Below are 25,135 nucleotides of genomic sequence, written 5' to 3' on the forward strand. Positions count from 1 at the left end.
GCCTGAACGGCGAGACCTGCACCTTCTTCCCGAACAGCGGGTGCCAAGGATAGGCAATCGTCGAAAAGCGAGAAACGTATGCAGAATGTCGGTAGTTGGGGCGGCTATTTGAAAGCGCTCTATTGGGACGGAACCGGGAGCAGAGCTTTTGCTGGCCGGGCATATGGGCCGCCAGAATACGTCTGGACCATTCGCAATCAATGGCGCTTCTGGCCGGTCTGGATTGGAAGAAGATCCGGCCAACCAAGGTCAGGCGGCCGTCGCTGACGGGCTGAAGAGGACTGCGGCAAGATGAATTGGGAAAGCGGCTGTTCTTGTGCTCTATTCGCCCGCATGGATTTGCCGCTTAGCGAGCTGCCGGACGTTGATGCGCTGAAAGCGATGGTTCTCGCGTTGGCGCGCGAACAGGCTGCGAAGGAGGTCCGGCTCAAGGTGGCCGTGGCTGAGATCGCGCGGTTGGAAGCGGTTGAGAAGAGCGCCAACGAGCGGATTGCCACCTGACCTTGATCATGAAGGTTTTGCAAAATGACAAGCGCTCTGAGCGGTTCCGTCTCGGGGTCAATGACGATCAGGTCTCATTTGCCTTCGAAGAGGACGAAACCGGCCGACCGGCAATTCGTAGCGAACTCGACCGCGCGGCCAAAGACAGCCGAATCGAGCGCCGCGTCCGCGCAAGGGCTTTGCCGCCCATCTCGGGCGCATCGAGGAGGTCATCGAACCGGAGATCCCGGCCGGGTGCGAGGCGCTGGCAAAGGTTAGATCGGAGAGGACTGCTCCGGGTGGCTGGACGTCGTGCCGCTGAAGTTCAGGGTTATCGTGACGCGTCGCCCCAAGCAGCGACGGCGTGGTCCAGGCCCTGGCGCCGGCACACATCATCGAAGGCGGCCTGCCGACGGAACGGCTGGCCGCCTATATCACAGTTTCCAAATACGCCGATGGTCTTCCTCTTTATCGGCAGGAAGCGACTATTTGCGTGATGGCGTCGAGATCAGCCGATCGCTGATGGCCCAATGGAATGGGGCATCTGGGCTTCGAACTGCAGATGCTGGCCGATAATATCCTGTAGAGGGTCAAGGAGGGCGAAAGGATCTTTGCCGAAGAGACGACCCTGCCCACTCACACGACGACCGCCCCAATTGCGGAACCAGTCCGCCGATGGTGGCCTATCGTCTTGAAGACGGCAGAGGTGCGGATTGCGTGACGCGTCACCTCTCCGGATTCACCGGCATCCTGCAAGTGATGGCTAGTTGACCTCTAGCAATCTCGCCAAGACGCGGGCGAAAACCGGCAGCAACGAAACGGTCCAGCTTGCAGGATGTTGGGCACATCTACGGCGCAAGTTTCATGACCTGCACATCAGCGGAGTTCGCAGGCCGCCAAGACACTGTACTGGAATGATCGAGCTCTGGCGCATCGAGGATGAAGTTCGCGGTAAGGATGCCGACAGCCGCGCGGCCCGACGCCAAGAGAAATCCTCGGCCACCGTCGCCCAGCCTCTTCGAGCTCTGGGAAAAGGAACTGGCCAAGGTCTCGGGAAAATCCAAAACCGCCGAGGCGATCCGCTACGCGCTCACCCCGGCGGAGGCGCTGGAACGCTTTCTGACGAACGGTCGCATCGACATCGACTCCAACATCGTCGAACGGTGGCCGCGTGGTTGCACCGGCAAAATGAATGGCGTCGATCCGCTCGACTGGCTCTCGCAGACTTTGACCCGCATCGCTCAAGGCTGGCCCGCATCTGAAATCAGAGCTCTCATACCCTGGAACTTCAGGTCAGACGCCATTAGCTATCCGCTTATGAAGCACCCCGGGGTCATCCCCGGTTTTTGGAGATCATGCCAAATGTCAAAAAGCTCGAAGTACGAAATACCCTCATTCAAGACTTCCCCGAGTTCGACGATTGAGCATGTCTATGCCGAACTGAAGAACGCATTGATGTCCGGGGAATTTTGGCCCGGGCAGCCGATGCGTCTCAACGAACTGGCTGCCGCATTCGGCACCAGCCACATGCCGATCCGCGAGTCGCTCAACCGGCTCAGCGGCATCGACATACTCGAACGGGCGCCGCGTCAGTCCGCGCGCGTGCCAATGATCACTGCTGAAGGCCTCCGCGATCTTCTGGAAGTGCGCCTTCTGAATGAACGGCAGGCCATAGTCTGGGGAGCGAAGAAATCTGCTGGGAAGAGCCTGAACTATATCAGGGAAATCAACGACAAAATGGATCTGCTCAATCTGGAGAAGAACGCTGACGTCAAAAAGTATCTGAAGCTGAATCAACTGTTTCATTTTGCCGTTTACAATCTCTCTCAAAACAAGGTCTTGATGAACACGATCGAGGCGCATTGGCTACAGGCGGGCCCGGTCCTCGGCCTCAGGCGAAAGGAAACAAAAGTTGTTTCGGGCCACCAAAATCATCGCGAAATCATCGACCAGTTGGAGAAGGGCAACGGCGTGGCTGCCGCCGACGCCCTCGAGCGCAACATCATGGAAGCGCATGAGCAGATTTTTGCGATTCTTAACAAGTCCGACCTGAAGGATCGCGCGGAAAATCGGGGCATTGCCTAGAAAACGCGGAATCGTGCCTCGAAGTGGCAAGAAACTTGTATCCCTTGCCCGTCGCAGCGCTAGGAGACCTGTGTGCGGGTGACTGGACCCCGGACTGCATCGGCCAGCGCCTTCATCGCTGTGGTGGTCGCGGGTACTCCGTAACTCACGCCAAGACAGAACTGAATCATCGCGGGTCCGGCAAACGCACCTTCTCCTATCAGCTTCAGGACAAAGTCGAGATTAAGTTGAGGCTTACTCCGCGTTCGCGGATCGTCTGCGCGCCATCGCGGACCTGCTCCGGGGTGTAGATGTAAACGGCGATTCCTTCGTAAGAGCCACAGATATCGGCCGAAACGCTTCGACATGGAGGAGGCGCGGCTTTTGGTTCACCAGATCGGTGCTTGTCTGGGATTGGGGCGGGTCATCGGAACCGACTATCAGATCGCCGCCCATGCCTGCGGTCATATTCAAAATGATGGCGGTTGCGATCACGAAACCCGCTCCGGGACCTCCGCGTAGAACTTGAAGTCGCGACATTCCTCGGTGATTTCCGGATCGCGGACGTACACGTGGTCGATAGCTCCGTCGGCTTCAGCGACCGCGAGCACGTTGTCGGCGGTCTGCGCTGGCGTGACCGGAACGTTCGAATTCTTCTTTGACCTGGCCCGGTGCCAGTGATGGCGCAGGTGATAAGGATCTCATTGTTTCATGCTTAGCTTCTCAGCTTCAAGGTTTGGTCGTGAGCGATTTCGAAAGTCTCGGGATTGAGGACTACCCCGTAGTCTCGGCGTGCCGCATCCAGCGAGATGTACCCGTCGATGACGTCCTCGCGGACTCTCTCCGGGTCGCGAGCGTGGGGAAAACCCCAACCTCCGCCACCCGTCGACAGGAATTCGAACGCGTCGCTAGGGCCGAACTTGTGCGATGACAGCAGTGGGCTTCGCCACGTGCCATCGGATCGAGGTCCGCCGATAATCTCGCGTCGGCCGTCCTCATGCTCCTGGACCAGCAACTGGACGGGGCTCATGCCGCCGCCGTTGACGCCTGGGCTGCCCTCGATGGTGCGGGAGGTCTCGATCGAGAGCTCCCCGCCGTTTAGGAAGCGAAACTTATAGCGTGCCCCCAAACCGCCTCGGTTTTCTCCCGGACCACCCGAATCCTGGCGGAGGTCAAAGGCTTCGACCCTTGCCGGAAACAGGAGCTCGGCCGCCTCCGCCGGCATATTGGTGCAGTTGCCAAGAGGGTCGAGCGTGACGTTCAGCCCATCATTGTAGGGGGTTCCTCCCCACCCGCCAGCGGGGATGTCGGAGAAAACGTCAATTCGGTTTCCGGCACTGCGTACGGCAGCCACGAACCAGTTGGCGTCAGCACACGTTGGAGCGATAGCCGCGTCAGGAATCGCCTTGGCGACCGCCTGCCAGATCGCGCTTTGAACCTTGCCGGACGTCACTGTCGTACAACCAACTACGGGAGCCGGCCAACGAGCGTTGAGCCAGCAATCGTCGGGCAAGCTCAGGGATATCGGAGCGAACATGCCCGCGTTTGGCGGAGCATCGGGGGCCAAAAAGAACTGCAGAGCAGTGTAGACAGCGGCAGTCGTGTTCGCGAACGGAGAATTGATCGCTCCCGCGACCTGAGGATCGCTACCCTCGAAATCGACGTGCAGGTTTGAGCCGGAGACTGTGAGTTTCACGCGAACCCACACCTTTCGATCCGTAATCCCGTCGGAGTCAGCGTAATCGGCTCCTTCGTATACGCCGTTCGGAATGCGCTCGATCTGTGTCCGGACGATCCGTTCCGTGTAGCCGATCATGTCGTCCATACCCTGGAGCAGAGTCGCCCGACCGTATTTCCGGGCGGTCGCACGTAGCTCGTCCTCGGCGGCTAGCAAGGCACCCATGTGAGCTTGCAGGTCACCCTTCACGTAGTGGGGAGTACGGGTGTTACACAGAAGGATTTCGAGCAGGTCTTGATCGACCTTGTAGTCGCGGTACAGCTTCAGAGGCGGCAGGCGCAGTCCTTCGCCTGCGACGTGCGTGCCGAAGCCCTGACCGCCGGGACCGCCGCCCCCAAGGTCCATCCAGTGACCACGACTCACCGCGAAACCGATAAGAGCGTCCTCGTCGAAGACAGGCATTGTGAGCGTCACGTCATTGATGTGCGTGCCACCGTCATAAGGATCGTTGAGGATCACCACGTCACCGGGACGCAAGGTCTCAATGCCGAATTTCTTCGCTACGGCCTGTACGCTGAAGTGCATCGCGGCGAGGTGCACAGGGCAATTTGCCGTCTGCCCGACCAAGCGGAGCATCGGGTCGTAGATCGCATTCGAGAAGTCCAGATTCTCAGACAGGATCGGCGAGAACGATGATTTCTGCAGGATCACCGTCATTCGACGGCAAACGTGCTCAAATGTATTGCGCAGAACTTCGAAGGTGATCGGATCGATTGGGTTAGCCATCATGCCCTCTCCAGGATGCAGTTTCGAGCGCGGTCGAACCGAGCGCCCCACCCCGGAGGAATGACGATGCTGGTGTGCGGGTCTTCGATGAGGGCCGGACCGTTTACGAACTGAGCACCGGCCGCGTCATACACGAGCGCGTCACTCCATCCGCCGAACCAAACCTTGCGGTCCGTCTGCCGCGCCAAAGCCGTGTGCGTAGTCTGCTCGGTTAAGAGAGATCCAGCAGGCGAAGGCGCCTCGGCCGTGACCGCCAAGGCCACAATTTCGATGGGGAAATCGTCGGATCTAACACCGAATTCCCGCTTATGAGCTTCGTGGAACGCCAACGCCATTTGTTCAATATTACGATTGTCGATCGAGGAGCGATCCTGAATGACGTCGACCTCGAAAGTTTGTCCGGCGTAACGCATCCGCATCACGAAACTGATGCGTATCTCGTTAAGCTTGGCGCCCTGCTCGACCAGCGCATCCGCCGCAGTGGCACCCAGCGTTTTCAGTCGCGCACCGATACGGTCGAGCTCCTCGACCGTAAGCGGCGCGTAGTGGAAGACTTCCTCGTCATGTTTGATCGCGAGACGGAGCGCACCGTAGGCGGAAGCCACGCCTGAATAGCGCGGCACTATGACGGTAGGCGTACCAAGCGCTTCCGCGACTGCACATGCATGCAACGGACCAGCGCCGCCGAAGCTTGCAAACGCGTATTCACGCGGGTCGCGACTGCGGGCCGCCAACACGAGCTTCACCGCCTGCGCCATTGCCTCGGTGGCGATTCGGATCATGCCTTCGGCGCATTGCTCGATTGTGAGGTCAAGCTTGGTCGCAATTGTTTCGATGGCCGCCCGGGCCGCGTGAATATCAAGATCAAACTTACCGGTCAGGTTCGGGCTGATGCGGCCGAGTACCAGATTCGCGTCAGTGATTGTCGGTCTCGTGCCCCCGCGACGATAACATGCGGGTCCTGGCAGCGATCCTGCCGACATAGGGCCGACGCGGAGCGATCCACCGCTGTCGATCCATCCTATGGAACCGCCGCCGGCGCCGATGGATCGGATATCTAGCATGGGGACTGCCACAGGTATGTCGAAATCGATCTCGTACTCTCGCGTGATCAGGCCCTGTCCGTCTTCGATGATCGAGGCGTCGAAGCTAGTGCCGCCCATGTCGGTATGAATAATATTCGGGCAACCTGCCGTACGAGCGATCTCCAGCGCATATCCGACGCCACCGGCGGGGCCCGATTCGACAAGCTCTTCGACGCGAATGCGAGCCTGCTCGACCCCCATCATGCCCCCGTTGCTCTTAAGGATCATGAGATTACCCGAGAAGCCTGCCTCATGAAGCCGGACCTGTAGCCGTTCGAAGTAGTTGGCCATCACCGGGAGAATGGTCGCGCGGACCGATGCGAGTGTGAAACGCGTATGTTCGCGGAAAACCGGCTTTACGTCAGCGGAAGTCGTCACTCGAATATTTGGAAGCGCATCCGTCAGGATTTGCGCAACCTTACGTTCATTTGCAGGATTGACATACGAGTTGATGAGGCAGACGACCACCGAACCGATGCCCGCATCCGCGATGGAGTCGATGATCGGCTTGAGCTGTGCGGCGTCGATACCCTTTTCAATGGTGCCTTTTGAGTTGGTTCGCTCGTCAATCGTATAACGGTAGCGCCTTCGGATCAGCGGAGCCGGCTTCGTTTGGTAAGGCCTATAAAGATGTTCTCGGTGCATCCGGCCAATTTCCAGGACATCGCGAAATCCTTCGGTGGTGATCATCGCAGCGTCGGGAAAACTGCGCTCGATCAGAGCGTTGGTAGCCGTGGTTGTTCCGTGAACGAGCAGGGAGATTTCGCTCGGCTTGAGTTCTGCGTTTGCGATCGCGTCGAGCACACCCATAGAACGCTCTTCCGGCGTTGTAAGGACCTTGCCGGTCCGCTCCTCTCCTGTCGCAGTGTTGACGGCGAAAAGATCGGTAAACGTTCCTCCCACGTCAATTCCAACTTTCCACATCGGCCTCCCCCCCCACCTTGATCGTTGATCAAAGATTTTTCCCATATTTCGCGCGGCTGTCTACCTTTTTTTGATGGTGATCAAGATATCGGTTTAGGTTATGTGTGGTGCGCTACAGTTTCTTGGAATGCCCGCCACGGGTCGACCCATAGCGCTCGCTATAGTCGACCGCGAAGCGCTCCTTAATGACCTTCTGCAGATCGACGCGCCGCCAGCGCGCCACCCCGTCGTCGGGACCGGTTTCGACAATCTCGGGCAACTCCGAAAGTTGCTTGGATGAAAGCCGCGGCTCGGGGTCATGACCAAGGTCCTTGAGCCCTTCCGGCCCGGTTTCGTTGAAGCGGTGCACCGAGTCACGCAAGTTTTGGCGGTCCGTCCTGCCAATTTTGGCAGCATCGGCTCGGCTCATGCCGTCAAGCACCGCCGCCAGCGAGCGGCTGATCTGTCGCGCGTCCTGCGAAGACCGCGCCAAGCGCCGAAGTTCCGAGACCGAATAGTCCGTCCGCAACGGAACCGATGATCCCATGGGCGAATCTCCTCCGCACACAAGGAATCATAGGACCGCATGAGGAATTTGGGGGTGAGTCAGAAATCAGCGCCTCTGGTATTACTCCCCGGACGGCGCGGCTTCCGCTACGTCGTGGTCCTCATGGGCTCATTCATCCGCAGAGTGCCGGCCTGGCGGGTGTCCAGTACCATAGATAGCAACTTCCGCGTTGCCGCCCACAAGGAGGCGATTGCTACGACAAGCCGAACATCTAAAAACCGACCAGCGGAGCAAGTTCCCGAGCTTCGCCTTCAGGGCCTACTCAGAAGGATGCCGGCATCCATGGACAGGCGCGGCCAACCGATCGACAGGGTTCATCTAGCGGTTGCGGGGCGGCGACAATACGAAATGCGTCTTCCTCATGCCTCCGGAACCGGCAGCGAGCTGCCCAGGGATCGACTACTGTATCTGGCGACCCCGCACTCTTCGGCCAAAATATTAAGAATATTTAAAGTTTTTGTAAATGGATTGACTGTGTAACTACCACAGATAAAGTAAAAAAACGCTATTTAACAATTTCATGGAATTCTGAGAGAAATCATGCAGAGTTTAAACGAGGCCGCAGGTCCTTCAGAGCGGACTATCGCATCGTCCGTGCTTTGGTGTGCATCCGAATTTCCTTGTCGTCCGGCTGTCATTTTCGGAACAGAAGCGATAAACTACATGGATTTGTGGCGGCGAGCCTGTGAGATAGCTTGCGCCCTAAAAGCTGGACGTGAAGCGGGTTTGGACCGCGTCGCAATTCATCTTCCCATCGGCGTCGACCGGATCGCGGCGATCCTCGGCTGTCAAATCCTAGGTGTTCCCTACGTTCCTGTGGAACCAAATCTTCCAGAGAGTCGCATTCGCGAGATGCTTGCGCAAGTGGACCCGAGCGTGCTTCTCAGTTCTTCGGCCGTCTACTCGGCGATTCTCGAGGATGTCTCGTCGTGCTCGCCAGTGTTCGTCGAGAAAGTTGGAGTGCGCGCAGCCGACGGTGGATCGTCGAACCGAGATGTGGCGCTGTCGCCGAAGTCCAGTGGCTACGTTATCTTTACCTCGGGTTCGACTGGCAAACCGAAGGCAGTCGAGATGCGAGGAGCAGCGCTTCAAAACCTCGTGGACTGGCAGGTCGAACTTTCGACCCTGTCAGACAATGCGGCAACGGCTCAGTTCGCCCCCATTTCGTTTGATGTATCGTTTCAGGAGATCTTCTCGACCCTCTGCTCAGGTGGCCGTATCGTCATTCTAACGAATGAACAGCGGATCGACCCCGATTTGCTTTCAGACGAGATACAGCGTGCCCGGGTGGAACGATTGTTCCTGCCATTTGTTGCCCTCCAACAATTGGCGTCGAGTTGTGTGGAGCGCAATGTGTTTCCCCACAGTCTACGGGAGATCCACACCGCCGGCGAACAGCTCGTCGTCTCTTCCGCTTTGCGAGAATTTTTCAGCGAGCTCCCTCAGTGTCGGCTCTTTAATCAGTACGGTCCCTCTGAGACACACGTCGTCACCTGTCACGGACTTGATAGCAATCCAGCTGAATGGCCTAGGTTACCGCCTATCGGTCGGGTTCTGCCGAATGTCGAACTCTTTATTTTAGATGAAGATGCGCGACCAGTGAGGTCACGAGAGGTGGGAGAGCTCTATGTCGGTGGCGTTTGTCTCGCGCAGGGTTATTTCCAGGATGAGGAGCGAACAGAGGAACGGTTCGTGACTATCGATATTAATGGCGCGCCAACGAGATTGTATCGGACCGGCGACTTTGCGACGTCAGATGAAAGTGGTTGTTTTTTCTTCTGTGGTCGCCGTGACCACCAAATCAAGATCGACGGCCATAGGGTTGAACTTGGGGAAATTGAGAGCGTTATAGCTGATCATCCGGACGTGGCCGAAGTCGCCGTGGTTTTCGAGCGTGATGCAAATGGAACGGGACGGCTGATCGCCTGCCTAACGAGAAAAGATTGGGCGCCACCCGCCGGTCTCGAGACAGCAGTTCGCGCGCATGTCCGTAAGATGCTCCCTGGCTACATGGCGCCGGACCGTGTCCAGATCATCGGCGCGATGCCCAAAACGGCGAGTGGCAAGGTCGACCGCAAATCAATCGCCGAAAAGCTGTGTGCCGAAAAGGTCAAGACCTCGCCACCGCCTGTCGACAAGGCTGCCAGTGCCAATACGATCGGATCGGCGAAGGGCGGTGATCTCTGCGGCGCGATTACCTCCCACTGGCGGGAGCTTCTGGACAATCCCTCGCTCGCGGATTCGGATAACGTGTTCGATTTCGGCGCGCGTTCGATCATGATCCCGGAGCTTCAACGCCGCCTTCGCCGCCAGTTCGGGATTAACATGCCAGCGATCTTGATGTTCCGGCATCCTTCGCCGAGGGGGCTTGCAGACTTTTTATCGCGAAGATCGGCGAAGGGCGATGCATCGAACACGACGTTGGCTGGTCTCGCAACCCGGCGTATGTCGACCAAAAGACGCGCTTCTCCGCGCTGATCCTGCGCACCGATGACCCGCTCCAGCAGACCAGACTAAGGCGCTCCGGAAGCCAGAGATCAGATAACCGGAGCAGCGACGAGGTGAAAATGAACGGCCCCATTCACAGAGCTACCCCCATCGCAATTATTGGCATGGCCTGCCGGTTTCCCGATGCTGATACGCCCAAGGCGTTCTGGGAAAACATTATTGCCGGACGCGAGAGCGTTCGTCAGTTGTCGGATGTTGAACTCGCCGGCGCGGGCGTCGAGCCCGAGGAGTGGGAAGCGGAAGATTATATCCGCCACGGCGCCCCGCTTACGGGCCTCAGCTACTTCGACGCTGACTTCTTCGGCATCATGCCTCGTGAGGCGGCTCTTCTCGATCCGCAGCACCGACTATTCCTGGAAAGCATTTGGCACGCCATCGAAGATGCTGGCTACGCCGTCCGTTCGAGCGAGATGACAACGGGCATCTATGCCGGCTCCGGCCCGAACAGTTATTTTGCCAGGAGCATAGCCGGCTCGCACGATTTCAGCAAGGAAGGCATGCTCGACACCATGTCCGGCTTCCAGACCATGCTGGGAAACGATAAGGATTACCTAGCGACTCGGGCGGCCCATCGCCTCAATCTCATCGGCCCCGCCATCAACGTCCAAACAGCTTGTTCGACCTCACTCGTAAGTCTACATCTGGCCTGCAGCGGTCTCCATAACGGGGAATGCGACCTCGCGCTGGCGGGCGGTGTCACGGCAATCATTCCCGACGGTGCTGGCTATCGCTATCAAGAGGGCATGATCTTGTCCCGCGACGGGCACTGCCGTCCGTTCGATGCCGAGGCCAGCGGCACAGTGTTTTCGAGTGGTGTCGGCGTGCTTGCGCTTCGACGTCTCGATGATGCACTTGCCGAGGGTGACACGATTCACGCTGTTATTCGCGGATCGGCGATCAACAATGACGGAAACGACAAGATCAGCTTCTCGGCGCCGAGCATCGAGGGCCAATCAAGCGTTGTCGCAAGAGCACTCATGAACAGCTCGCTCGCGCCGGAAACGATCTCCTACATGGAGACGCACGGAACGGGCACGAAACTGGGTGATCCGATCGAGATCGAAGCCCTTAGCGAAGTCTTCGCCGGTTTGCCGGCGGGTGTCGCGCCGATTACCCTTGGTTCGGTGAAGGCCAATATCGGCCATACGATCGCCGCTTCCGGCGTCGCGGGTGTAATCAAGACGGTCATGGCACTGAAGTCGCGAACCTTGCCGCCGGCGGTCAATTTCAAGACGCCCAATCCGGAGATCGACTTCGATCGCCTTCCCTTTGCCGTGCCGGCGAGCGCTGTGCCCTGGACGTCCAGGGGTCCGCGGCGCGCGGGCATCAGTTCGTTCGGCGTGGGCGGAACGAATGCCCATGTCATTTTGGAAGAAGCACCCAGCGAGACGGGCGGTTCATCTCAGCCGAACGATGCGCCACACCACCCGGACGTCCCTCGTACGCTGAACATTTCGGCACGCACGCCACAGGCCCTGCGCGCTATGGCCAAGAGTTTTGCCTTGCGACTCGATACCGCACAGCCCAACGAGCGCGACGCCATTTGCTTCACTGCGAACACCGCCCGCCGCGCTTTTGAGTATCGGAGTTTCGCGACCGGTCGGACAACTAGGGAGTTGGCCGAGAGTCTTCGCGCAAGCGATTATGCCCGTGTCGATGTCTCCAAACACGTGGTTCCCGCCGCACTGTTCACCGGCCAGGGCGGCCAGGGCGAAGCTATGGGGCGCGGACTCTACGAGAGTGATCCGATCTTCCGCGAAACCTTCGATGCCTGTGACGCGGTGGTCGCACGGCTTCGCAAACACCGATTGGGCGACATCCTTTACGGTGACGCGTCGCTCGCCCATTTCGTTCATGATACCGAATATACCCAGCCCACCCTGTTCGCAATCGAACTCGCACTCGCCCGAGTTCTCGAGGCTAGGGGCTTCGTCCCAGAGATCGTCATGGGCCACAGCTTCGGAGAATACGTCGCGGCCCATCTCGCCGGCGTGTTCTCACTCGAGGACGGGCTGCAGCTGATCACCAAGCGCGGCGAACTGATGAGTGGGCTTCCGCGCAATGGCGGCATGGTCGTTCTGACGGCTGATCCGGGCACAGCCCATCAGATGATCCGGGACGCCGAAGTCGAGCTCGCCATCGCGGCCGAGAACGGACCAGTCAGTACGGTGGTCGCGGGCGAGACGGACGCACTTGAAACGCTGATCAAGCTCGCCAAGGAAAAAGGCGTCCGCACGACGCAGTTGAAGGTCTCGCACGCCTTTCATTCCCATCTCATGGATCCGATCCTTGAACAGTTCGAGGCATTCGCGAGCAAACTCGATTTTTCCAAGCCCGACGGCCGACTGATCAGTGCGATGACGGGTAAGGTCGCCGGCGAGGAAGTCGCTGATGCGCGCTACTGGACCGACCATGTTCGCCAGCCCGTCCTGTTCCATCGGGGCATGATGACGGCGCAAGAAATAGGGGCGAATCTCTTCCTCGAAATCGGACCGCACCCGGTCCTCACTCCGATGGCGCAGGCGGCCCTAGATGGCATTGCCACGCCTTCGCAATTCGTCTCGAGCCTGTATCGCACCCGCAATGACGAAGAGGTTCTCGCCGAGACGGCAGGCCGCCTTTTCCTCGCCGGCCTTACGATCGATACGCTCACCGATCTACCGGATAATGAACGCCGGCTCGTCGATCTTCCGCTCTATCCCTTCGAGCGTCAGCATCACTGGATCGACACGAAACCGAGTAACCGGCTGGCATGGCACTGTCGCCGCGAATGGCACGTGGAAAAGCAGTCGGCGCCGCAACTGCCGAAAGACAAGGCCCTCTGGATTATTGTCGGCAATCCCCTCGGTCTCGCCGGACGTTTGGCTCAGGCGATCGAAGCGAAGCGGGAAGGAGCCAGACAGACAGCGGTCGTTCTCTCGAAGGTCGAAACAGGTCTCCCTGGCGGTGTGCTCGACGCGTATGTCGCGGGAATCATCGTAACCCCTGAGGGCTCGGAAGGCGCGTCAAGTGGACAGATCGGCGAGGCGGCGCACAGCCACGCCGCTGCCCTCATGCAGTTTGTCCAGGCGGTTCAGGCAGCCACCAAGCATGGCAATCTGGCGAAGGCGAAGATTTGGGTCGTCGGCCAGGCCGGCCGTGCCCTGCCGCAAACAGACACACCAATTCCGGACGCCGCTCGTCAAGCCTCACTGGTCAGCGCCTCACTGCATGGCATGGCAATGGTGCTCGCCTGCGAACAACCCGATCTGTGGGGGGGGGACATCGATCTCGGCGCGGATCCGAGCGACGCGGAGATCGCGGTCGCGATCGGCATTCTCGTCGGGGGCTCTGGGTCGGAGACCGCCTATGCCGTGCGCGGCGAGGAACGGTACGTCCTGCGTCTCAGCGAAAGCGTCGATGTCGGTCCGGATTGCGCGGTCGATCCGCAGAAGACCTATCTCGTCACCGGCGGGCTTGGCGCTCTCGGATCACTAATGGGCGAATGGCTGATCGATCGTGGTGCGCGCCGCCTCGTGATTCTCAACAGGGACGTCGCGGACGGCGCCAAACAGGAACGGCTCGAAGCCCTGCGCCGTTCCGGCGCTGAGATCGCGGCGCATGCGGTTGACATCGCTGACCAGGTCGGGGTCGAGCGAATCCTGGGCGATCTCTCGGAGGCGGGCCATCAACTCGGCGGGATCATCCACACCGCCGGCATCGTTCAGGACGCCACGTTCGGATCTATCGAGGACGCGAGCGAACTCGAACGCGCACTCCGGGCCAAACTCCAGGGTACGCTCGTCCTCGACGATGCGAGCCGTCGCTTCTCACCCGACTTCTTCGTCTGCTTCTCCTCGGTTAGCGCGCTTCTCGGTATGAAGGGCCAAGCGGCTTACGTGGCGGCCAATGCCGCCATGAACCGCATTGTCGAGAGCCGCAACGCCGAGGGTCTGCCAGGTGTCAGCATCGAATGGGGTCCCTGGGCGGAAACCGGCATGGCATCCGGACTCGACGAGTGCCTGCGCAAGCGCCTGACCGATTTCGGCCTGCTCGCGATCCGCAATCGGGAGGCGCTCGAGCGGCTGGAGGGCCTGTTCGCCTCAACTGGAACGCTCACCGCAGCACCGATCCTGTGGGGACGTTTCGCCAAGAAGCAGTACGGGGAGACGCCCGCTTGGCTCACGTCTCTGTCGAATGCGCACAAGAATCCGCAGGCGGCCAATGACGAGGAGGCGACAGATCCACTTGCGCGGCTCTTCGGCTCGGTCGCGCCAAGCGAACGCGGTCACGCGATAGAAAGCTTCCTGCGCGGAGAAGTCGCCCGTGTGCTCGGCATCGCCGATCCGGACAGCCTGCCGATGGACGCATCGCTCAACCAGATGGGCTTCGACTCCTTGGCTACAATTGAGTTCCGCAACGAACTCGCCAAGACCGGCATCAAGGTTTCGCTTCAGAAGCTCGTGATGGGTGCCTCAATCGCGGAGATGGCGGCCGATACTGAGACGCAAGTAACCGCCGCTCTCGGGGATGGCGAGGCGGTACCGACCGCGCCGGTCGTGGTCGACAGCGCCCAGGGCTACGACAAGAGCGCGGTGATCATTCCGCGCCCGAAGCCCGACGCGCCGATCCGCCTTATCGGCTTTCCGTATGCCGGCGGCGGGCCGCTCGTATTCCAGCGCTGGATCGACAAGATGCCGGATCACATCGAGCTTGGCATCCTGCAGATGCCAGGCCGCAGCGCGCGCCTGGCAGAGGGCTACTGGGCACGGATGGAGGACATGGTCGACGGCATCGTGCCGGAGATGCTGCCCTTCCTTAAGGACAAACCGTTCGCGTTCTTCGGGTTTTGCTTAGGCGCTGTCCAGGCCTTCGAAGTTGCCCAGCGGGTGCGCCGCGATCACGGACTGGAGCCGGAATACTTCTTCGTGGCCGGTGGTCGCTCGCCACAGAACTACAATGACGACCAGTTCGCTACCGATGTCCAGCAGTTTCACGAGAGCGGCAAGGCCGAACACGAACTCAACGAGAGCGAGTTCGTCGAGATGCTAAAGGAGGTAAATTTCGCCAACAACAAGGCGCTGTTTGAAGATCCCGAAATGCGCGCAATGATGCTTCCGATTATACAAGCGGATTACGAGATCAACAACGCCTGTCGCTACGGTTCCCATCCTCCGCTCGACGCTCCAATCACTGCGATAGGCGGCCGCATCGACCCCTATGTTACGGGCGACCACATTATCGGCTGGAAAGAGCATACCACGAAGCAGTTCAAGGCTCATTTTTGCGCCGGCGACCACTTTTTCATGGAACGCCAATTAGAACTCCTTACGAGCATCGCGATCGAAGACCTCGAGCCCGTCGTCCAGCGGTTGGCCGCAGATGGCGAGCTGCGGCGATGACCTGACCACGCTCCAGTCAGTGCCACCAGTCGACCCCGTCCTGCCTGCGGTGGCATGCGAAACATCGAATTAGCGGCAGCGGTGCAAAATTTTGGTCAGAAGAACTTGCCAGAGTGGTCGCAACCTGGTGCATAGCGTTGGTTTCACGCTAACCGACATTAAGGGGATCAATTCACAAACAGGAAACGCAAGTCTTGATAAGTACTAAGGTTTACATTTGAGAGCATTGACACGCCGATCGATGATCCGAGAGCAACCTGAGTCATGTCCAGCCAGACGCGCGCATACGAACTCGACGGCCAACAAGAACGTCCGCGTCGTTGGCTTGCCCCTTCTGCTTCTTTTCGGGGTTAAGAGTCAGCACAGGCAACTTCATCGATGTGGGCGAGCTCGTCGGTCGCGGCGTCTATTTCCTCGAGGTCGCCGAGAGCGTAGGAGTCTTGGCCGATCGCGCAGATGTCGCAGCCGGTCTCGATCACCGCGTCGACAAAAGCGGGGATCTCGCTCTCCAACATAAGGCGCCCAGATTCACGTTTCGCCATGTCCATTCACCCTCTTCAAACGATCAGCGGCCCGGGCGAGCAATGGCGCGGCTGACGCCGCGCCACCGCCGCTGCGGCCGCTCTTGCCGGTTTTACCTAGCCGATTGAGCAAGCTGAAAACGTCCTGCAAGGTTTCGTCGTCGAAGGCTCGCAGCTTGTCGATGCAGGCCAGGAGCAGATCCAATTTGGTTTGGTTTTCGCCCCACAGATAGTGAGCTGCCGGCGCTAGAAGCTCTTCCGGACTTGCCCCGAGCACCCCGCAGAGATGGATCATGCGGCCTACCGTCAGGCGGGAAACACGTGTTTCGTAGCGGGCGTAAACCGCTTCGCTGAGACCAAGCAGGGGCGCCAGTTTCGACCGGGAGAGATTTCGCCTCTCGCGGGCTTCCCGGATACGGGCGGAGATTCCAGCGCGGCGCTGAGTGTAATTCGACTGTCCGGGGTGGTAGCCGATACACTGGTTTGTCAACGTCCGGATCATTGACTTGTTGCAATCCGAGATCCGAAATCCATTGCTCCAGCGACGGTCCTGCCATTCATCCTACCGGTGGTTGTTGATGATGCAGACCACTTTAATGGGAGTGGTTGTGTTCTTGGAACCCTTAAACGTCTTGGGTGGTATCAGTTTGGCGCATCGCTGACGCGACCCCGCTCTATGCCTTCGGCACGAAGTCCGCAAAAAAGCGTTCTTCGCCCAATAGGGTAACGATCGGTTGCGCAAGAGCCGCCTCGCGGCCTTCACGTCGTGACCGCATCAAATTGCTTCTGAAAGCCGTTTACAGCTTGCGGTGAAATCAGCATATTGCCAACCGGCAACGACAATCGAGAGTTGGTCGTGGCAAGTCGCTAGCCCTTCTTGTCATGCACCGTGCAAAGCCATCCCGTCGGGTCTTTATTCCAAAGCCAGATGGGCGGCAGCGCCCGCTAGCTGTCGCAGCCCTCGAAGACAAGATCGTCCAAAGGGCCACAGCGGCGGTGCTGAACCAGATATATGAGGAGGAATTCCTCGGGTTCAGCTACGGCTTTCGACCAGAACGCGGACAGCACGACGCGCTGGACGCGCTCTTCGTTGGCATCGAAAGAAGGAAAGTGGGCTTCATTCTGGATGCGGATATTCGATCGTTCTTTGATGAGGTGAGCCAAGCATGGCTTATCCGTTTTCTAGAGTATCGCATCGGTGACAGACGCATCATCCGCCTGATCCGCAAATGGCTCAGCGCGGGTATCCTGGAAGACGGAGTCACGACAACAAGTGAATATGGGACTGGACAAGGATCGGTAATATCGCCGCTCCTTGCCAATATCTACCTGCACTATGTCTTCAATCTCTGGGCCGAGCGTTGGAGACGACGCGAGGCGACCGGCGACATGATCATTATCCGCTATGCGGATGATATCGTGGTGGGGTTCCAAAAGGAGTCCGACGGGCGGCGCTTCCTCGACATGATGCGAGCGCGGTTGCAAGAGTTCGCGTTGCAGCTTCATCCGGACAAGACACGGCTGATTCAGTTTGGTCGTATTGCGGCGCAGGATCGCAAGCAAAAGGGTCTTGGCAAACCGGAGACGTTTGACTTTCTTGGCTTCACCCATATCTGCGGGAGAACCCGGCATGGCCGGTTCCAAATACTTCGCAAAAGCCGACGTGACCGCAGGACCGCGAAGCTCAAGGAGATCAAGGGACAGCTGCGGTCTCGCATGCATCAACCCATTCCCGAACAAGGGAAATGGTTGAAGCAGGTGCTGGCCGGCTACTTCACCTACCACGCCGTCCCGACCAACTTTCGGTCGCTCGGCGCGTTCCGTTACCAGTTAACACGGCTCTGGATGCGCGTACTTTACAGGCGCAGCCAACGGCATCGATTGAACTGGGAGCGCATGGCGAAAATAGCTGACGAGTGGCTGCCGCAACCCAAAATTCGTCATCCGTGGCCGCGAGAACGATTCGACGTCAAACACCCAAGGTAGGAGCCGTATGCGGGAGTTCCGCTCGTACGGATCTGTGCGGGGGGCGCCCAGCGATGGGCGTCCCTACCGCGAATGGTTTCTACCACTTAGCATCGCCCTGGACGTGAAAAGGACCCGGACCACCTGGCAAGTGCGGATCCGAGTCCAATTCTGGCTCTACGAAACGGGAGCGGGCGCAAGGCTCGTCCCCACTCCGGAGAGAAATATAGCGCTTTTTGACCCGACTTCAAAGCGCCCGGCCGTTCCAAGCCCGCATCGAGCGGGCCGGCGCACTTCGCCTTGTTGTCGTCGTCGGCCGTCGAAAACTGGTGCCCTGCCCGCCCCCGCTGCAGCGAGACCGCGACCGGGATCCGGCCTGGTGGCCGGATGGCGGCTTGCCGGTTGACGACGAAGGCGGCGGCCGAAGATACGAAGGCCGCGCTTGCCCGCATCTCCCTAGTGGCGGTTGGCAATCTAATGCTGCGCACGGTACGTCATGCCCCGCCTTTGCGTGCAATCCTAAAGGGTTCTCCTCTCCGCTTCGCTCCGTTGCGACCGCTACGCGGTGCACTCGGCGGGTCCTGTCGTATTCGCGCTTCGCGATTACGCACAACCACTAAGGAGGATCACCCCATGAAAGCGCTCGTAACCTTCTGCCAGAAAACCGGCCGCCGCCTTCGTCTCTATCTCAATCGGCAAGTCGCCAAACTGTTCCATAAGGGCCGGTTGAGGATCTCGGTCGCAGTCTCGCTTCATCTCCTCGCGAAGGTCGAGGTGAGCTACCAGTGCGATTTCAACGCTAGGGCCGACAACGACAACAAGGCGAAGTGAGAAAGCCGTGGCCCGACTGCCAGCTCTTGAAATCGCTGGTTGAATGCACCACCATTTCGAGCGTCAGAAGGGAGACGCACGGATGACCGTATTTTCGGAGTTACCGCCACTCACGAGTGGCGCGGTTCAGCAGGCTCAAGAGGACATGGCACTGATTGCACGGGGCGAGGAAATCGATCTTCCCTGGCGCAGGCTCCGGGTGTTGCTTGACCACCGCCTCGTCGAGATCACCTCTCCTGCTATCCTTGGAGGCTCCCTTGGAGGTAGCAGGACATCCATTTCCTGGACGAACGAGGGTATCCGGTTCATGGGTCAGGAAGCGAATGGAGGAGTAGCCGCGTGAAAAGCGTCTTCGCAGGCAATTTCGATGCAGACAGCGCGATTGCCGCTGCTGTAGAGCTTTACGGCGTTAATGCCACAACGGCGGTGGCATACTGCGCCCTTGAAGCCTACCTCGATCGGCGAGAGGGTGACCACGAATTCTGGTTTCGAATTTTCGCTCAGCTCAGGGGCATTCCGCTGTCCGACAGCAAGCATTGAGGTCCGCGAATCGCCGCCCACCCAGCAGGCAGGGCGGTGCGATCGCGTGGCTTGAAACAATTTGGGGCTGGATATGAGCGTTCGAAATCACACCCTGTCCGACACTGAACGTATGCTGCTCGGAGCAGGCTCGGGATTTTGCATTGGCGATTCCGCCTCAATTGTCTTCTCGTTCGACAGCCTGGCCACTTTCTCAGTGCAGACGATTTGCGCCTATCTCGCAGCCTTGGCGGGGGGTATCGCCCTGATGGGAGAATGGAACATCGAATGGAGTGCGCGAATTGTCTTTGCCGTCATCGCCTTCGCAATCGGAACAGAGGTCGGCCGCCATCTGGTTGAATGTTCGACGATCTAAGTTGCCCGGTCGCCCGCGTAGAGAAATGGCCGCTCGTCCGGGTCTTAAATCTGCTCCCACCAGGGGAGGATTTCCGCGACGTTAAGCGGGAAGCCCTTGCGCACTAGCTGCACGCCGCACTCGCGGGCGAGTTTCGGCAGACCATAGCCACGATATTTCTCCGAAACGGCATGGCCGAGCACAGTCATGAAATTATCTGTTTCGGTCTGGGCGAAGGTATCATTCAACTCCTGGACAGACGCGAACACGACCATGCGCCGATCCTCATCCTTAATCTCTGGATCGGCGGCAGCCAGCTCCTTTGCCCGCTCCAGCGCACCCTCGCGCAGCTTGGTAGCCATCTGCATCCAGCTGTCCATTGTGAGAACGATGCCATGGGCGGTGGGCGACACGGTGTGCGTTGTGTAGATGCCGCGTCGGACGTGAGAGAAGAAGCGCCATAGCTGAAAGATGCCCTTCGCAAGTTGCTCTAATCCTTGCTTGGCGGCGATAGTCGGGTTTTCGGCGAACTGCCCCTCAAAGGTCAGCTTGGTCGCCTTGCACTCGACGGCGATGGTGATTTCCTCGCCGTCTTTGACGAGGCAGTCGGGAGGGTCAACCTCAGTAGCCTTGCTCGATCCGTAGGGCTCGCCCTTCAACGCCGCGAAGCGCGGGTGGTAGGCCTCGACCAGCTTGCGGATATACTCCTCGAAGCGGGTGTTTGCCTCGGTAAGCAGGCGGTCTGGCCCTTGCTTGATGTCGTAATACAGTCCAGCGGTCGCCCTGTTCATGACCAGCGGCGGCAACGGTGCGCAATAGGTTGTCACGCGGCCAGTGTTCTTGAGCATCGATCGCTGCCGCAGGAGGCTCGGCATATAGGCGGTGCGAAGGGGAGCGCGAAGCTTTGTGACGGCATCGTCGATCAACGCTTTCGCCTTCGACCTGGCGTCGGTCAGCTCGATGCTATGGAGAGCAAGCGTCTTCTCCATATTGTCTTGGCCCATTTTAAGGATAGATACATCCGGGGCGATGATCCAGGGCTTTTCCATCGTGAGCGCGAAAAGCGCTAGGCTGAGCCACAGGAAGATGGAAACCGAAAGGCCATTCTGCTCCTCGAAGAATTCGGCGCATTCCCCCTGACCGTAGACGTAGGCGTACCGGTAAAGCTGCTCGCAGTTATAGCCGCGCTGCCATGAAAACTGCCGCTGACCGATGCGGTACATCTCTTCCCAGATGTTGTCGGCGGTACCGGTCTTCGCATATTCGATGTTCTCGATGTCGCGGAGGTAGTGCACCAGCGATGACAAGGAGGAGAACTGCGTCAGGTTTGTGTAGCGATACTTGCCAAGGCGTGGGCGATCCTTCGGCGTCGTCAGTAGTGAGGTGACGATGGTTTCCAGCTCCCACTTGTAAATGGCAAACTCGCCGATCATCTTTTCGGTGACGGCCTCTTTCGGGTAGGTGATGAACTTCCGCGCGAATTTCTCATGGCTGGACTGGAGAGCCTGTACCGCCCATATGAGAGTGAGGCAATCGAGATCGTTGGCGCGCTCGAGCCAAGTACGGTAACGACCCTTGTAGATTTTGAGCTTGTAGTGGTGCGTCCCGAGCATGCCTAACGAATACCAGAAGTAGTCGCCGAGCTTCGAGGGTGCGCCATCGTTATCCTGTGAATAATGAACAAAACGCGGCGCGGAAGGGACCACCGTCGATGTTAAGACAGTGCTAACGAAACCGCTATAGGCAGCGGGAGGGGCTTTACGCAATAAATTCACGTGGAGAATTGCATGCCAAAACCTAGCCCTGAGAAAACAAGGGGAAAGCCCGAGCCGGTCGATATTCAAGTCGGCCTTCGCATTCGGATGCGGCGGGCCTTGCTGGAGATCACACAGATGGCGCTGGCCGAGGCCATCGGGGTGACATTTCAACAGGTGCAAAAATACGAAAAGGGCACCAACCGCGTCGGTGCGAGCCGGCTCCAGCAGATTGCAGACGCGCTGGACGTGCCGGTTGCCTACTTCTTCGAAGATATGCCCGGCGGAGCCGCCGAAGGCGGGGACAGCATCGTTAAAGCAAAGCTCCAGCCAGAAATCATGGAGTTCATGTCGAGCAGTGAGTGCCTGGCCCTCGTCCGCGCCTTCTCCCGCATCACCGACGAAAGGGTGCGAAGCCGAACAATCGGACTTGTGAAAGCGATGGCCGAACAGGATCGGCTTTGTCTCTGAATGAATGAACCGACTGCAGCGCCCCGGATGGAAGGGGTGCTGCCCCAAACAAGAGCCGACCCTGCTTAGGCACAACATCGCTTGAACAGGAGCGATGTTGTACCGAAAGCGGAGCTCCGCCGGTGGCCCCATAGATCAGGCGGTGTATGGCACTTTCGTTCGAGGGCTTGTGCCGCAATCTTCACCATCATGGTCGCGCTCATCGGACCGGTGGAGGTTCGCGACACGTTCGTCCCTGCTGCCGACGTGATTGGGCTGTAAGTCCCTTCAGAATAAGCAACTTTCGCGCGCCGTAAGCTTGCTATGCCCCAGAAACCATCAGTGGAATGGGTAGAGCAGAATTTGCCTGATCGAGGATGTCGAACGTGTATCTGCCGTCCGGATCAACGCTGACCGAGTAGCTCAGCCTGTCGCGAATGTTATTGTTCTCGTCGAACGTGAGCACCTTCGGCTTCAACAAAGTGATCCGGCTTTCGTCGAGATAGACGGAGTTGCAGATGATGATCTGGTCACCGGGCTGACAGGTGCGCGCCGCGGCGCCGTTGAGGATGCAGCACCTCGAGCCGCGTTCACCAAGGATGACGTAGGTCGAGATCCGAGCGCCGGAATTCTTGTTCCAGATCTCGACAAACTCCATCGGCAGGATGCCGGCTTCCTCGCAATGATCAGGGTCCAGCGTGATTGACCCATGATAGTTGAGGTTTGCCTCGGTCAAGTAGATGCCATGCAGTTTGCCTGCTACCAGCTTTCTCATTTCTCTCACCGAAATTTAATCGCCGCTTCATTAGCGAAAAGCTCGCCGGACTGGAAGGGGTTCTATCGGCATAAAGATTGGCTCGCGAACCCGGAGCGAACCAATTCCGCTGAGCGCACGAACGATGCGGGACCATCCTTCAAAGCTGCCAAGCCAGTGAAAGCGCTGGCGCTCTCAGACCGTCGGCGGGGCTTCCTCGCCGCAACGCGTTGGCTTTTCGATGATGCGGTCCCGCTAGGAGATGTCAAATCGCGCGAGCATCTTCTTGAGCTGCGCATTCTGGGCAAAAAGCTGTTCAGCCAACAGCCTCTTCAGCCGCTTGTTGTCTGCGTCAAGGGCGTCAAGCTCGTCAAGCGAGATCGGATCCTTGACAGCCCCGGTCTGTGCGTTTCGATCCGCGTGACCAACGTTCAAGTTTCGCGCAGCCGCCCGGGCGGGGGCACGCTTGGTGCGCTTTCGAGGAATTGCTCTTGGTGTTGTTAGAGGCTGCGATATTGGCTGGCTCTCCTCAACTTGCGCAGCAACTTCGATCGCAGCGGGACCTTCGACCTCATGCTGCTTCGGCATTTCAGCCTCTACCCCGTCGGTCAACGGTGTCGCTCCTCGTGCAATGTCGACATCGTCGGCGTGCTCGCTGGCAGAACCTGCTTTTGTCGGATCAGCAGGCGCGGTTTCGGCTGAGCCAGGTACTCCAGGTGCCTCATTTGAACTGAACAGATGCGGCACCTTCTCTTCCACTTCGCGGGCCAAAGCCTTGAAGTCTGTGTCTCCCCAGATTGAGTTCGCCCGCGCCTTTTGCTGTCGTCGCCCCGACTTGAATTCAACAACGAATCTCCGTTCTGGTGTTCTCATCCACTCTCGATCCCAAGCAACCTTGAAAAACAACGCCGATCGGCGCAATTACGTTCTGCTCGCGGTAGATACAGCTCCTCCCAGCGCGCTGCAACTGCTCGCGCCAGGTGCCAACCTCATGGCGAAGCGCCTTCGTTCGGAGAGGGAGCACTCACGTGATGCCGCTCAGCGGACGGATGGTGAGGCGAGCTCACGATGAACATACTGGCCCCGGCACAATGTCTCAATCCAGGCCGAGCCTCTTGGCAGTTCGGTATTTTCCGCGCGTAGCTTTTCCGCCAGAAGCTTGCGGAGCCTCTGGTTTTCCTCTTCGAGCTGGACAAGATCTGCCAACTCGTCGCCGGCCGGAACGGACTCTCGGCCTGGATTTCGGCCTCTTAGCCGTTGCCACTTTCACCTCAGTGACCGCCTCTGGAGCCGAGTCATGGGTCCCGCATTACTCTCGTCCGCCATCATTATGTTCCCTCTTATGAGCGTCTTCCTCAGTCCAGTGAACACCAGATTCAACACGATCGTCAAACTCCGACTTTTTCGCATTGTTGATCTTCAGGTGCCCGGCGCGAAATTATCCGGTGATGGAGCTTGGGTTCGCCGCCATTGTCAGAGCGTCGTTTCCAAAGAGCACACTCGCTTCATATCTTGTTCACGATTGCTACCGCAGAGTGTTGACAAGGCGGAAATATGCGCTTTCGCTTTAGGGACGGCTGAGTTCCGCTCCGAATTCCACAGAGCCGCCGTCGCCAGCATTTCTTCAAAAATGGGTCGTTCGAAGCGCATGGAAAAAACGCGTCTCAAGTCGCCGGAGCAATTCACCGGGTTTGATCACGAGCTCGAAGTCATTCTCGATGCCGTCCCCCAGCCGATCATCATCAAGGACGAGCTGTCTCGCTTCCGCTTTTTGAACAGTGCCGCCTGTGCCCTTGTCGGCAGAGCGCGCAGCGATCTGATTGGCCGCACGGATTACGATATTCTATCGGCAGCAGAAGCCGATCGTATTCGCGAGATCGACAAGCATGTGCTCAGAACGGGCGCTGAGCTCACTTTCGAGGAAGACATCACCCTATCAGACGGAGCGGTCAGGAGCCTTGCGACCCAGAAACGACGTGCTGAACTCGCCAGCAGCGGCGCGAAGGAGAGGCTCATCGTCGCGACGATCCTGGACGTGACTGCCTGTCGCAAGGCAGAGACGGAGCTCCGCATCAGCGAAGAGCATTATCGGTCATTGATCGAGCTGCATCCTCAGGTCCCGTGGACGGCAAATCCGTCCGGGGAGATTCTCGAGGTCGGCCCGCGGTGGAAAGACATCACCGGCTTCGAAGCCGCCGATGCGCTGAAGAGGGCGGGAGCGATACACCCCGATGACCTCGATGAGGTGCAGCGGCTGTGGTCGAGATCGCTCTCAACGGGGGAGCCGCTCGACGTCGAGTTCCGCCTGGCAACCGCAGAGGGATGCTATCGTTGGTTCCGCAGTCGTGCAGCTGCGCGAAAGGCGCAAGACGGTGCGATTGTTCGTTGGTACGGGATCGTCGAAAATGTCGATGATCGCCGCAGAGCGTTGGAAGCCGTCAAGGAGAGCGAGGCGCGTTTCAGGGCCATCGCCGACGATGCGCCGGTGATGATCTGGGTGACTGATGCAAGCGGCGCCGCCACCTACCACAGC

20 protein-coding genes and 4 pseudogenes are annotated in these 25,135 nt (G+C 58.8%); 13 read left to right on the forward strand and 11 right to left on the reverse strand.

Features of this window, described 5'->3' with window-relative positions:
• Positions 1-291 precede the first annotated feature (291 nt).
• The 4 genes and pseudogenes from QN219_RS34415 to QN219_RS34430 all read left to right on the forward strand — a co-directional run bounded on the left by QN219_RS34415 (position 292) and on the right by QN219_RS34430 (position 2,565).
• Entirely contained in the window at positions 292-501 is a 210-nt protein-coding gene (locus tag QN219_RS34415; protein WP_405052302.1) for a hypothetical protein, read from the forward strand.
• Between the two features lie 343 nt (positions 502-844).
• Positions 845-1,003: a transposase gene (locus tag QN219_RS34420; RefSeq protein ID WP_405052303.1), complete on the forward strand. Its 159-nt coding sequence runs from the start codon at positions 845-847 to the stop codon at positions 1,001-1,003.
• Positions 1,004-1,247: 244 nt separating this feature from the next.
• Positions 1,248-1,406: pseudogene (locus QN219_RS34425) on the forward strand (transposase); the annotation flags it as partial.
• Positions 1,407-1,419: 13 nt separating this feature from the next.
• The gene (locus QN219_RS34430) at positions 1,420-2,565 is read left to right on the forward strand and encodes a GntR family transcriptional regulator (protein WP_405052304.1); all 1,146 of its coding nucleotides are present in this window, start codon (positions 1,420-1,422) and stop codon (positions 2,563-2,565) included.
• A 470-nt stretch (positions 2,566-3,035) separates the two neighbouring features.
• Here QN219_RS34430 and QN219_RS34435 read toward each other — a convergent pair whose 3' ends face one another.
• From QN219_RS34435 to QN219_RS31825, 4 genes and pseudogenes are all read right to left on the reverse strand, one after another.
• Positions 3,036-3,155: a hypothetical protein gene (locus QN219_RS34435; RefSeq protein WP_405052305.1), complete on the reverse strand. Its 120-nt coding sequence runs from the start codon at positions 3,153-3,155 to the stop codon at positions 3,036-3,038.
• Between the two features lie 104 nt (positions 3,156-3,259).
• Complete coding sequence (locus QN219_RS31815) at positions 3,260-5,008, reverse strand: hydantoinase B/oxoprolinase family protein (RefSeq protein ID WP_284004416.1); 1,749 nt, start codon at positions 5,006-5,008, stop codon at positions 3,260-3,262.
• On the reverse strand, positions 5,008-7,017 hold the full coding sequence (locus QN219_RS31820; RefSeq protein ID WP_284004417.1) for a hydantoinase/oxoprolinase family protein: 2,010 nt from the start codon (positions 7,015-7,017) through the stop codon (positions 5,008-5,010). The genes QN219_RS31815 and QN219_RS31820 overlap by 1 nt, the downstream gene beginning before the upstream one ends.
• Positions 7,018-7,156: 139 nt before the next feature.
• Positions 7,157-7,543: pseudogene (locus QN219_RS31825) on the reverse strand (transposase); the annotation flags it as partial.
• A 561-nt stretch (positions 7,544-8,104) separates the two neighbouring features.
• Here QN219_RS31825 and QN219_RS31830 point away from each other — a divergent pair.
• The gene (locus QN219_RS31830; protein WP_284004418.1) at positions 8,105-10,042 is read left to right on the forward strand and encodes an amino acid adenylation domain-containing protein; all 1,938 of its coding nucleotides are present in this window, start codon (positions 8,105-8,107) and stop codon (positions 10,040-10,042) included.
• A gap of 89 nt (positions 10,043-10,131) precedes the next feature.
• Entirely contained in the window at positions 10,132-15,453 is a 5,322-nt protein-coding gene (locus QN219_RS31835; protein WP_284004419.1) for a type I polyketide synthase, read from the forward strand.
• Positions 15,454-15,803: 350 nt separating this feature from the next.
• Here QN219_RS31835 and QN219_RS31840 read toward each other — a convergent pair whose 3' ends face one another.
• From QN219_RS31840 to QN219_RS31850, 3 genes and pseudogenes are all read right to left on the reverse strand, one after another.
• Positions 15,804-15,995 (reverse strand): hypothetical protein, encoded by a 192-nt coding sequence (locus QN219_RS31840; RefSeq protein ID WP_284004420.1) that lies wholly within the window; start codon positions 15,993-15,995, stop codon positions 15,804-15,806.
• The gene (locus QN219_RS31845) at positions 15,982-16,269 is read right to left on the reverse strand and encodes a hypothetical protein (RefSeq protein ID WP_284004431.1); all 288 of its coding nucleotides are present in this window, start codon (positions 16,267-16,269) and stop codon (positions 15,982-15,984) included. Before QN219_RS31845 ends, QN219_RS31840 begins: the two co-directional genes overlap by 14 nt.
• Before the next feature lie 12 nt (positions 16,270-16,281).
• Positions 16,282-16,476: pseudogene (locus QN219_RS31850) on the reverse strand (helix-turn-helix domain-containing protein); the annotation flags it as partial.
• A gap of 380 nt (positions 16,477-16,856) precedes the next feature.
• On the opposite strand from QN219_RS31850, the gene ltrA reads away from it, so the two are divergent.
• From ltrA to QN219_RS31875, 5 genes are all read left to right on the forward strand, one after another.
• A complete protein-coding gene (gene ltrA / locus QN219_RS31855) occupies positions 16,857-17,960 on the forward strand; it encodes a group II intron reverse transcriptase/maturase (protein WP_405052306.1) in 1,104 nt (367 codons plus the stop codon).
• 612 nt (positions 17,961-18,572) lie between these two features.
• Positions 18,573-18,770: a hypothetical protein gene (locus QN219_RS31860; protein WP_284004421.1), complete on the forward strand. Its 198-nt coding sequence runs from the start codon at positions 18,573-18,575 to the stop codon at positions 18,768-18,770.
• Positions 18,771-18,852: 82 nt separating this feature from the next.
• A complete protein-coding gene (locus tag QN219_RS31865; protein ID WP_284004422.1) occupies positions 18,853-19,113 on the forward strand; it encodes a hypothetical protein in 261 nt (86 codons plus the stop codon).
• The gene (locus QN219_RS31870) at positions 19,110-19,310 is read left to right on the forward strand and encodes a hypothetical protein (RefSeq protein ID WP_284004423.1); all 201 of its coding nucleotides are present in this window, start codon (positions 19,110-19,112) and stop codon (positions 19,308-19,310) included. Before QN219_RS31865 ends, QN219_RS31870 begins: the two co-directional genes overlap by 4 nt.
• A 61-nt stretch (positions 19,311-19,371) precedes the next feature.
• On the forward strand, positions 19,372-19,665 hold the full coding sequence (locus QN219_RS31875; protein ID WP_284004424.1) for a hypothetical protein: 294 nt from the start codon (positions 19,372-19,374) through the stop codon (positions 19,663-19,665).
• Positions 19,666-19,709: 44 nt separating this feature from the next.
• Here the strand turns inward: QN219_RS31875 and QN219_RS31880 are convergent, their stop codons facing one another.
• Positions 19,710-21,488 carry a hypothetical protein gene (locus QN219_RS31880; protein ID WP_284004425.1) on the reverse strand — a complete coding sequence of 593 codons (1,779 nt, stop codon included), beginning with the start codon at positions 21,486-21,488 and terminating at the stop codon, positions 19,710-19,712.
• On the opposite strand from QN219_RS31880, the gene QN219_RS31885 reads away from it, so the two are divergent.
• The gene (locus QN219_RS31885; protein ID WP_284004426.1) at positions 21,432-21,869 is read left to right on the forward strand and encodes a helix-turn-helix transcriptional regulator; all 438 of its coding nucleotides are present in this window, start codon (positions 21,432-21,434) and stop codon (positions 21,867-21,869) included. The genes QN219_RS31880 and QN219_RS31885 overlap by 57 nt on opposite strands.
• Positions 21,870-22,170: 301 nt before the next feature.
• Here QN219_RS31885 and panD read toward each other — a convergent pair whose 3' ends face one another.
• The 3 genes and pseudogenes from panD to QN219_RS31900 form a co-directional block, all read right to left on the reverse strand.
• Entirely contained in the window at positions 22,171-22,623 is a 453-nt protein-coding gene (gene panD / locus QN219_RS31890) for an aspartate 1-decarboxylase (RefSeq protein WP_284004427.1), read from the reverse strand.
• Positions 22,624-22,857: 234 nt separating this feature from the next.
• Positions 22,858-23,475 (reverse strand): hypothetical protein, encoded by a 618-nt coding sequence (locus tag QN219_RS31895; RefSeq protein ID WP_284004428.1) that lies wholly within the window; start codon positions 23,473-23,475, stop codon positions 22,858-22,860.
• A 223-nt stretch (positions 23,476-23,698) separates the two neighbouring features.
• Positions 23,699-23,826, reverse strand: a pseudogene (locus QN219_RS31900) (transcriptional regulator); the annotation flags it as partial.
• A 424-nt stretch (positions 23,827-24,250) separates the two neighbouring features.
• Here QN219_RS31900 and QN219_RS31905 point away from each other — a divergent pair.
• The coding region (locus QN219_RS31905) for a PAS domain S-box protein (protein WP_284004430.1) at positions 24,251-25,135 on the forward strand (885 nt) is incomplete at its 3' end.

The sequence above is a fragment of the Sinorhizobium sp. 8-89 genome (genome assembly GCF_030124325.1).
GTDB lineage: Bacteria > Pseudomonadota > Alphaproteobacteria > Rhizobiales > Rhizobiaceae > Sinorhizobium.